This is a genomic window from Halobacillus seohaensis (genome assembly GCF_042663045.1).
GTDB lineage: Bacteria > Bacillota > Bacilli > Bacillales > Halobacillaceae > Halobacillus_A > Halobacillus_A seohaensis.
On sequence record NZ_JBHSZV010000046.1, the window covers coordinates 1 to 9,936 of the forward strand.

The 9,936-nt window shown below is 37.3% G+C and carries 8 protein-coding genes and 1 rRNA gene; 4 read left to right on the forward strand and 5 right to left on the reverse strand.

The window, feature by feature from the left end; translation table 11 throughout:
• Window positions 1-513: 513 nt before the first annotated feature.
• The gene (locus ACFQIC_RS16245) at window positions 514-1,326 is read right to left on the reverse strand and encodes a helix-turn-helix domain-containing protein (RefSeq protein WP_204712321.1); all 813 of its coding nucleotides are present in this window, start codon (window positions 1,324-1,326) and stop codon (window positions 514-516) included.
• A 242-nt stretch (window positions 1,327-1,568) separates the two neighbouring features.
• On the opposite strand from ACFQIC_RS16245, the gene ACFQIC_RS16250 reads away from it, so the two are divergent.
• The 3 genes from ACFQIC_RS16250 to ACFQIC_RS16260 are packed head-to-tail and all read left to right on the forward strand — an operon-like array spanning window position 1,569 to window position 5,402.
• Window positions 1,569-3,128, forward strand: a complete 1,560-nt coding sequence (locus tag ACFQIC_RS16250; RefSeq protein ID WP_204712320.1) for a spore germination protein — start codon at window positions 1,569-1,571, stop codon at window positions 3,126-3,128.
• Window positions 3,125-4,231 carry a GerAB/ArcD/ProY family transporter gene (locus ACFQIC_RS16255; protein WP_204712319.1) on the forward strand — a complete coding sequence of 369 codons (1,107 nt, stop codon included), beginning with the start codon at window positions 3,125-3,127 and terminating at the stop codon, window positions 4,229-4,231. The genes ACFQIC_RS16250 and ACFQIC_RS16255 overlap by 4 nt, the downstream gene beginning before the upstream one ends.
• Complete coding sequence (locus ACFQIC_RS16260) at window positions 4,224-5,402, forward strand: Ger(x)C family spore germination protein (RefSeq protein ID WP_204712318.1); 1,179 nt, start codon at window positions 4,224-4,226, stop codon at window positions 5,400-5,402. The genes ACFQIC_RS16255 and ACFQIC_RS16260 overlap by 8 nt, the downstream gene beginning before the upstream one ends.
• A gap of 831 nt (window positions 5,403-6,233) precedes the next feature.
• On the opposite strand, the gene uvsE is transcribed toward ACFQIC_RS16260, so the two are convergent.
• Window positions 6,234-7,202, reverse strand: a complete 969-nt coding sequence (gene uvsE, locus ACFQIC_RS16265) for a UV DNA damage repair endonuclease UvsE (protein ID WP_204712317.1) — start codon at window positions 7,200-7,202, stop codon at window positions 6,234-6,236.
• A gap of 227 nt (window positions 7,203-7,429) precedes the next feature.
• Between uvsE and ACFQIC_RS16270 the strand changes: the two genes are divergently transcribed.
• On the forward strand, window positions 7,430-8,461 hold the full coding sequence (locus tag ACFQIC_RS16270) for a DUF3231 family protein (protein ID WP_204712316.1): 1,032 nt from the start codon (window positions 7,430-7,432) through the stop codon (window positions 8,459-8,461).
• 36 nt (window positions 8,462-8,497) lie between these two features.
• Here the strand turns inward: ACFQIC_RS16270 and ACFQIC_RS16275 are convergent, their stop codons facing one another.
• The 3 genes from ACFQIC_RS16275 to rrf all read right to left on the reverse strand — a co-directional run bounded on the left by ACFQIC_RS16275 (window position 8,498) and on the right by rrf (window position 9,758).
• A complete protein-coding gene (locus ACFQIC_RS16275; protein WP_204712315.1) occupies window positions 8,498-8,686 on the reverse strand; it encodes a hypothetical protein in 189 nt (62 codons plus the stop codon).
• A gap of 345 nt (window positions 8,687-9,031) precedes the next feature.
• On the reverse strand, window positions 9,032-9,358 hold the full coding sequence (locus ACFQIC_RS16280) for a YnfA family protein (RefSeq protein ID WP_204712322.1): 327 nt from the start codon (window positions 9,356-9,358) through the stop codon (window positions 9,032-9,034).
• Window positions 9,359-9,644: 286 nt separating this feature from the next.
• Window positions 9,645-9,758 (reverse strand): 5S ribosomal RNA (gene rrf / locus ACFQIC_RS16285).
• Window positions 9,759-9,936: the final 178 nt, after the last annotated feature.

The window sequence follows — 9,936 nt, forward strand, 5'->3', positions numbered from 1 at the left end:
TCGTTCAGTTTTCAAAGATCAATAGGTTCGCCGCTTCAAAATGGCGACTTAATAAATATACCATACTGACGATGTGAAGTCAATAACACATTTTCACTGTTATGCTTTTTCGTTCAGATGAATGAATCGATGCATCGCCTTTCTAAAAAGCGACAAGAACCAATATACCATGCTGATGGAATGAAAGTCAACAACGTTTTACCGCTGTTTTGTTTTTTTCGATCAGCGAATTGGATCGGTGCATCGCTCTCTAAAAAGCGACAAAAACTAATATACCATGTAGAAAAGATGAACGCAATACTTTTTTAAGAAGAGTTCATAGCTTTTGTATTTAAATAAAAGTTGAGTATATAAATAGGCGATAAATACTGACTCGCGAAAGAATAGATTCCTTCTTCCTCACCATTTATACTCAATATCTTCTTAATCCGATTCTATCAAAGGAACCTAATTTATATCAAGATCCGTTCTGAAATCTAAGCCTAATTCCTACTATAATAAATTACATCCTTATTACTCGGCCTCTAACCAATCATAATAAAGAGTATTTGGATCATCCATCACTTCTCTTCGAACGATTTCTTTGAAACGATTTATCATACCGCCATAATAATAGCCCAAGAAACTCTTTTTGATCATGCCATGCTTTTCCGCAAATACAGATTGTTTGAAGATTTCAATTACTGGCTCTAAATAAGTTTGAAGAGGATAAGTTAAGTTTACTTGTCGATATGCACTTTCCACAGTGCGCCAAGCAGAGAGAACATCTGTTGGATTGAAAAAAGGACGTGTGTTTTCTACAAAATCAGTAGGAATAAACGAAGGAATGAACGTGTGGTCAAGGGTTACAGGTTTACAAGAAGAGTTTTCACTTCGCTTTTTCTTTGCTTCGGAGGAATTTATAGGCTCTAGAGGCTGATCCCATGTGGGTTTATTTGAGGATGGTACCGTGTCATTTAGGGTGTCATTTGGGGTGTCACTATCGGGTAAAAAAAGATCCTCCTGGGGGAGAATAAGGAGAATGTTCACTCCACGCTTACCATTCGCTCGTATTGTCTCGACTCGTTTAAGGATTCCTTCCTGTTCTAAAAGACTTATCGTACGGTTCACCGTTCTCCTGCTGAATCCTGTCTTCGTTACAATCGTATCAATCTTCGCGAATGAAACTCCAGGATACTTCACCGAGTATCTCCAAATAAACTTTAAAACGCACATATTTCCTTTTGATAATGCCTCTTTTTTTCTGAATAGAAATGCCCTTACATGTAGATCCATTTCTTTAACACTTTTAAATTGCTGCAATTTGAAAATTTGTTTAATTTCCATAACCATCTCTCCATTCGACTCTTTACTTTCACAATCGAATGGAGTAGGTAGTTTGGTGTCGTTATTTATAAAACTTTTTCAAAAAAATCTTTTTTCCCTAATGTACGTTCAGGAATTAGGTACCTCCTCTTCCTGTCATTCACACAAATCACGAGGTTATGCTCGTTCTATTACTATGAAGATATTGGTATAAATTTTTCCTAGTATGTGAATAATTTTACTATGTATGAGGGGGGCTGAAAATGTTTTTCCGATCATCTAGAAGGCAAAAAAAAGACAACAAACAAAGTACAAACAAAGAAGATTCTTACGTTCACTTACATACAGACCTCCAAAAAAATATTAAAGACCTAGAAAATCTGTTGGATAAACCAAGTGACTTAAATACGAGGACTTTTACAATCGGCCAAGGTGGTCCAGATTGCGCGATTATTCATATAGAGGGCTTATCAGATACAAAAATGATCAACGAAAATATTATGAAAAACCTTCAAATCAGAATAGATGAGGTTGAAAAAACATCTACCTATTTTGAAACAGAATTGCTTGATAAGTTATATCTTCAATTCATTTCCATTAGCAATGTGGAAAAAGGAAAAACTATGGATGATGTTTCCTTTGCTATTCTTTCTGGGGATACCGTGCTTTTCGTTAATGGAATTGACCAAGCCTTAGTAATTAGTACAAAGGGATGGGACAGTCGAAGTATAGAAGAACCCATTACCGAGGCATTAATTCGTGGACCTAGGGAAGGTTTTACAGAAGATCTTCGTACGAATACTATGTTAATTCGTCGTCAGTTGCGCGATTCTAATCTTCGCTTTAAATCACATCAAATTGGACGGCGTTCGAAAAAGAATTTAACAGTTACTTATATAGAGGGAATCATCCACCCCGATCTTGTTAAGGAAGTTAACCGTCGACTTGATACGATTGATATCGATGATGCACCAGAATCTGGCTACATTGAGCAATGGATTGAGGATAACTTTTTATCACCTTTCCCTCAATTGCAAAATACAGAACGACCAGATAAAGTATCCGCGGCACTGACAGAAGGCAAATTTGCAATTTTATTAGATGGAACACCGTTTGCTTTAATTGCTCCGATCAATTTTGGAGCTATGATGCATTCGCCAGAGGATTATTATGAACGATGGATGATTGGAACGCTTATTCGTTTCTTAAGGTACTTTGCTGCATTCATTGCTGTTTTCTTACCTGCTTTATATATCGCCCTTGTTACGTATCACCCGGGACTGCTTCCCACAAAATTAGCCTTTTCCATTGCATCGACAAGGGAGGGACTTCCCTTCCCAGCTGTTATCGAAGCCTTTTTAATGGAAATTACGATGGAGCTTCTTCGAGAAGCAGGGATTCGGCTCCCTAAACCGATCGGCCAAACAATCGGGATCGTAGGGGGACTTGTGATTGGAGAGGCTGCCGTATCTGCTGGTATTGTAAGTCCTGTTATGGTCATCATTGTGGCTATCACAGCGATTGCCTCGTTTACTTTTCCTAGCTATAGTTTTGCCATTTCGATACGGATGTTGCGTTTTAGCTTCATGATGGCCGCGGCGTTTTTTGGACTTTATGGAATCATTCTCGTATATATCATGGTGAATATTCACATTGTTAATTTAAAAAGCTTCGGTATCCCTTATTCTACTCCCTTTTCACCTGGATTTAAGACGGATTGGAAAGACCTTATATTACGCGCTCCCATTACGATGCTAAAGCGTAGACCTAAGTATTTACAAACAGAGGATGAAAAACGGATTAATAAGGGGGATCAATCGTGAAATCATTTGAATATGCAGATGAGGAAATTGACTATAATCAGATTAGGATCTTAATTCCCTCTGTCTTGATCGGAGCTGGTATTCTTTCCCTTCCGCGTATCCTTGCCGAAACCACTAACTATGCAGATGGCTGGATTTCGATTCTCGCCGGGGGATTTCTTGCCGTGACTTTTACTTGGGTAGTTGCTACATTGGCTTCACGTTTTCCTAAACAATCCTTTTTTGGCTATAGTTCTTTACTTCTTTCCAAGCCAGTCGCTTACATCATTACTATTTTTATAGCGTTATATTTTCTAGTTTTTACGGCTTATGAAATCCGATCCGTAGCTACTTTATCAAAAGAATATCTATTCGATGCAACCCCTATTGAAGTTCTTTCACTTGTATTTCTACTAGTTGTAATCTATGCAGTATCTGGTTCAAGGGTTGCACTATTTCGTCTTAATCAATTATTTCTACCTATCATTATCGGTGCTTTAGTGGTTATCCTACTGATATCGATTCCATTGCTTAAGACTGAAAATCTAGTCCCCCTTTTTAAGACAAGCTGGTCAGGTCATTTACAAGGGATAAAGTCAACTTTTTTATCGTTTATGGGCTGGGGCATTTTACTATTTTATATAAGCTTAATGAATCAGCCTAAACGAGCTTCTAAAGCCGCGGTCTCCGGCATCTTTGTTCCCATCATTATCTATTTGCTTATTTATATAACGTCAATCGGTGTGTTTTCAAATATCATGACATCTAACATCACCTATCCTACCAATGAATTAGCAAAGGTCATCGAGGTGCCTGGAGGTTTTTTAGAAAGTTTAGAAATAGTATTCTTTACGGTTTGGGTGATGGCTTTGTTTACCACAACTATGATATTTTTTGATATTACCGTTATGGCTCTGAACTCTCTTCTAAAGAAAACAAAGAAAAAAACTTTGATTCTCATATTAGCCCCTATCATTTATTTGGTAAGCATGCTGCCCCAAGACAACTTAGATATCAATAAGTTAAGTGACGCCCTCGGTTATACAGGATTGATCGTATCAGTAGTTATACCAACAACATTACTGCTTTTAGCTAAGTTTAAGGGGGTTAAAGGGAATGGGTAAAAATTACATCTACTTATTTTTCTCCTGCTTGTCGTTAGTTTGTCTAACTGGATGTTGGGATCAGGTGCAAATTGAACAGAGAGGTTTTGTCATTGGAGGGGCCATAGACATGTCAGAAAACAAGGATAATACATCAAACAATCAAGCACTAGCCATAACCTATCAATTTGCGGCACCTGGTGGAATGGGCGGAGCAACCCAAGGACAAACTAGCGAACAGCCTCCTTTTTTTAACCTTACCGCCAATGGAAATAATGCTTTTGATATCACGAGAGATATGGCAACAAAAACAAGTCGATCACCTTTTTTTAAGCATCTTCAGATCCTTGTTTTATCAAAGGAGGTTGCCGAAACTCCAAATGCGTTAGCAAACTCGATCGATTTCTATCTGCGGGATCAAGAAATGAGGAGAAGTATTAAAGTGATGATTACACCAGAAAAAGCTAAAGATATTTTCGATTTCAAACCTGCAAACGAAACCTTACCGATTATGGCAATTGATTCAATAACAGAAAATATTGTTAAAAGCGCGTCCATCCTACCTCCACTCCAAATTGGAGAGATTCACGAATATTTACTCATGCACAGGAGCTTTGTCATCCCGCTCATCTCCATGTCCGAAGAAAAAAAGCCCCAGGTCAAAAATGCAGCTGTTTTTCACGAACCTACCAATAAAATGGTTGGTATTCTAAATGAAGAAGAGGCTACCGGGGTGAATTACATTAAAGGTGATATAGAGACTGCATCTATTCCAGTTAAAGTTGAAGGTCAATCCATAGCTTACGAAGCCAAAAATATGAAAGCCAACATTGCAGTCGAAGCACAGAACAAAGATAATATTGAATTTACTATATCCATTGAAACAGAGGGTTCTATAGTAGAGTCTTTTTTAAATGCAGATTTTACAGATCCTGCTAAAAAGTCAAAAATCGAAGAAGAAACGGGAAAGGAAATCAAAAGGATCGTAAATAGTTCCATCGAGAAACTACAAAAAGATCTAGAAGTTGATGCCGTGGGTCTTGGATCTTATATAGAAAGAAATCATTATAAATTGTGGCAATCTATAAAGGATGATTGGGACTCTGGAGAAAATTACTTTTCCAAAAGTACCATCACCGTTGAAACAGAAGTCTTAGTAAGAAGCTCAGGTGCGATAAATGAAACAGAATAACCATCATGAAACGAGGAATTTAATATGTGGGAAGCTATAATGGGCCGTATGCCATCCTATTTGGTTCTACTATGTACTATGCTTTCTTTCATTGTTCCGTTAGTAGCCTATAAAATTGCAGATAAATTACACTCTAGCGGGGATCCTCCATGGAAGAAACAACCGGAAAAGTAAAGCTAAATCTTACTCTTGAAAACAAAACTAAACAGGATTACCCCACCTCGCCTAGATTAGCCTGAATCTTTCCGTAATTGCTTGTTCCATTAAATATGAAAAGGCACGTTCCATCGAAATATGTAGTTTTGGTCCTGTGGAGAAAATGTGAAAAATCAGCTTAATTATTATACTAAAACGCAGTATTTTTAGCACCATAAATAACAGTACAACTAGCAAACAAAAACGCTTGAATTTATAATGTCTTGTTCAAACATAAATTAGCATACCAATAGAGATTGTGAAATTTTGCACTAAAACTAATGATCAGGATTGTTGAAGACTCGATTCCGAGATAATGAGGATTCGTTACCGTACAAGGGATAGGGTGGCTTTGAAACAACTCGCTTTCCTGCGGGGGAACTGGCAAGCCTCCTCGGTCGTTGACACTCCCTGTGGGGTCTTGCCTAGCTCCTTCTCCCGCTGGAGTCTCGTCGTTTCAAAGCCACCCCATTCGAGATGGAAATGAACGAACCCCCGGTATAGGGGAATGCGTATTCCTATGCTATAGAATAAAGCCTATGCTATTTTGCGTGATTCTCCAGCGAAACAGAATTACTCATTCATCCAAAACGTGCTTTCCTAAAAGGATATGCTATAGAAACTCCTGTCTTATTTCTATTCTTTCCATGTAAATGAGCTCTCGGTCTGCATCACAATATTTGGGTGCTCTCTTAGTTCTTCAACTAACTTGAACAGCGCGCCATCCTTTTTTTTGGCTTCAATCATACAATCGATTTGCTCTATCGATCCATTCGTCTTTTTCACAAAATCTAAAAACAGATCCACATCTATAAAATCAGCATGACTCTTAAACTCATCGTTACTTTTGGGACTTGAAATGTGCATTTTAACAGGCAGTGGAGAATGAGACCATGTGTTGACGACACGTTCCCAATGCATTTCCCAACTTTCCTCATTATGATTTGCCAAGTGATGATGGATATCAAACACTAGCGGTATATTCAACTTCTCACATACATACAAGCAATTTTCTAAGGTGTAAGAAGTATCATCATTTTCAATCATTACCATTTTCTGAATGCCTTGTGGAACAAGAGACCAATTGTCGATAAAGCGTTCGATTGATTTTTCTTTATCCTGATAGCGACCTCCTAAATGAAATACACAGCGATGAGTAGGGTCAATCCCCATGTATTGGAGCAAGAGATAGTGGTATTTCAAAACTTTTAATGATGTTTTAAATACTTCTTTTCTGGGAGCATTAAGAACGACAAAATGATCAGGATGAAAATCTAGTCGCATCCCATTCACTTTGGAAAAGGATCCTAGCTCCATAAGGTCATCCTTAATTGCTGATAGGTAGTCCCATTCCTTTAAATCTTCGTGAGTGGCAAGTGGAACAAGCCTAGAACTTAACCTAAAAAAATTAATCTCATGTGCTTTGTTATGCTTTAACAACCGTAAACAGTTGTGAATATTCGATTTAGCGATTCTTTCAAGTTTCCTCACAGCAGCTTCTTGATCAAGAAGCTGTTTGAATTTTTTATAAGTCATGGTTTGAGACGGGGAAGCATCTTGTAAGTTCACACTCATGGCTACATATCCCAATCGAAACAATGTCACTTAGCATCACCTCATCCATGTTTTCCTTAGTATAAACGAACGAGGTTTTAGTTATGTGCTCCTAGCCCTGTTACTTATTTGATTATTCATAAATACATAAAAGATCATTCCACCAATTTGAATTCAATTAAGTACTTTTCCCTTTTCTTAAGTCGTGCCACTGTACCAATATAAAAAGAATAAAAACATGAGGAATGTAAAAAATAAGTTTATTGGTGGTGGAATAAATGGATGAACATATTGATACACAAAAAAAGACATCTCATACAACAAAACTTACAGCTCCCGAAATTTCAAACATTTGGTCACAATACCAAAATGACTCAATGGGGATATGTGTCTACAAATACATGCTAGAAAACGTAGAAGATGAGTCTATACGTGATATTTTGAAGTTTTCTTTAAGGTTAGCCGAAGGACATATTTCAAAAATTACAAATTACTTCAAAAATGAAAATTTCCCCGTTCCCCATGGATTTACGGAGCATGACGTTAATTTGACGGCTCCACGTCTGTTTTCAGATACGATATGCCTAACCTATACCTACGTTATGAGTGTCAACGGATTAGCTGGATATGCAGCTGCTTTAACTACAAATGTACGACGAGATATTAGGGATTATTTTGTTGAATGTCAGAACGAAACGATGGAGCTTTTCAATAAATCTTTAGATTTGCTATTGGAAAAAGGAATTGTATCAAGACCTCCAGCAATCAACCCTGCTAACTCAGTCAAGTTTATTGAAAAACAAACTTTCATAAAAGGTTTGCTCGGAGGAGAAAGACCATTAAGCTGCATTGAGATTAATCACCTTTTTTGGGATTTGAAAAAAATCGAATTAAGTAAATCTTTTACAGTAGCATTCGCTCAGGTAGCGAAGTCATCCCAAGCACAAAAGCATTTGTGGCGTGGGGCAGAAATATACGCAAAACATACAGAAATTCTTCAGTCAGTTTTAGCAATGGAACAGCTTCCGTTTCCAAAATCAGATACATCTGAAATTACTAATTCAACGACTGCTCCTTTTTCTGACCGTCTTATGATGTACCACAAAGCACTTTTTGGTTCAACTACCATTGGTTTTTATGGTGTAGCTGTTGGTACTTGTCAACGCGCAGACTTGATTGTACATTACACCAGAATGGCTGCGGAGATGAGCAAATATTTGGAAGATGGAATGAATATAGTAATTGAAAACAAATGGATGGAAGAACCACCTTTGACTGATAATAGAAAAAAACTAGCAAAAAAACAGTAATGAGATTTCCATTTTCTGAAGCTTCGTGCAATTTATTTACTTATTCTGCATATATTTTTCTGTTGTCATTCCTGCATTAAAAACGGCTAAAACCATAATGAAGTAAAAGAGAATTGTTATAAAATCGACTGCACCTAAATTTAATAGATGAAGAAACGAATTAATAACAAAAAGAATAGCAGTAATGATAAAAATTATAAATTGTCCCTTATCTGATTTAATCAAAGTACACCTCCCATATGTTTAAACTAAATTTCCTCCTAATTAGATGATTGTTTGATATTGTCAACGTGCTTAAAGGATGGCGTTTGAAGGTCCGGGAAATCACTCGCTTTGAGAACGGAAGCATCGTGTCCCGAATCTTAATCTAGGGATTTAATTTAACAAGACATTATAGATAAAATTCTTTTCATCAAGCAAATGAAAAATTATCGAGTTGATGATTAGTAACTATGATATCACTGTCTATAGAAAGCTCGCGATTCATACTACTGAATTGCGAGCTTTTGCTGAAAACCTATTATTTCCTTGTAACGTTAAACAATTGCCCTTTACTGTATATAAGAAAAATTAGTGACGTGGTGCAAATAACATCACCGTAACTCCAATCAAGCATATTCCTGATCCCACCCAATCATATAGATCAGGTGTTTTTTTATCGATGCCCCATCCCCATAAAACAGATAAAATTATAAACACTCCGCCGTATGCCGCATAAACCCTACCGAATGATGGAAAAGTTTGAAATGTAGCAATTACACCATATAGAGCTAATGCTATCCCTCCACCTACTCCCCAATAAAACGGCTTACTTTCTCTTAACCATAACCAAATCAAATAACCTCCGCCAATTTCTGCTAATCCTGCAAGTAAAAACAAAACAATTGTATAAATAATTTAGACCTTCTTCCTGAACCTTTATGTAGCTTTTTTACCAACTATCTCTGCGCTAACTCAGGTCTGTACTTAACACTTAATGGCAATCTAATAGTCTAAACTTATCATAAATGACTATTGTTGAGAACAGATAGTGACTTAATACTGTATGACCATTTCGCTGCTTGATAAAAGAGAAAATAGGCAACGTTTAGCTCGAACTCTTTGAAAATGAAAAACATTTTCTAAAATAGATCTATACAAAAAAAGCAAGCCTTAGAATATGTCCTAAGGCTTGCTTTCGTTCATGTGGCAGCGTCCTACTCTCACGGGGATCGACCCGACTACCATCGGCGCTGAAGAGCTTAACTTCTGTGTTCGGCATGGGAACAGGTGTGACCTCTTCGCCAACACCACCACATCATTTTGTAATTGAGGTGAACCCTCAAAACTGGATAAGACATCGCATGTTATCAAACAAATAAACGCTTTTCACGATCTGTCCAGCTATGACACCTTGGTGAAGGTATCATAGCTTTTCTTCGAAGATAAGCCTTCGATTGATTAGTATCCGTCAGCTGCACGTGTCACCACGCTTC

Excerpts from the sequence above, each read along its gene's own strand:
- ACFQIC_RS16245 (WP_204712321.1), bottom strand. The coding sequence starts at position 1,326 with ATGGAAATTAAACAAATTTTCAAATTGCAGCAATTTAAAAGTGTTAAA.
- ACFQIC_RS16250 (WP_204712320.1), top strand. The coding sequence starts at position 1,569 with ATGTTTTTCCGATCATCTAGAAGGCAAAAAAAAGACAACAAACAAAGT.
- ACFQIC_RS16260 (WP_204712318.1), top strand. The coding sequence starts at position 4,224 with ATGGGTAAAAATTACATCTACTTATTTTTCTCCTGCTTGTCGTTAGTT.
- ACFQIC_RS16270 (WP_204712316.1), top strand. The coding sequence starts at position 7,430 with ATGGATGAACATATTGATACACAAAAAAAGACATCTCATACAACAAAA.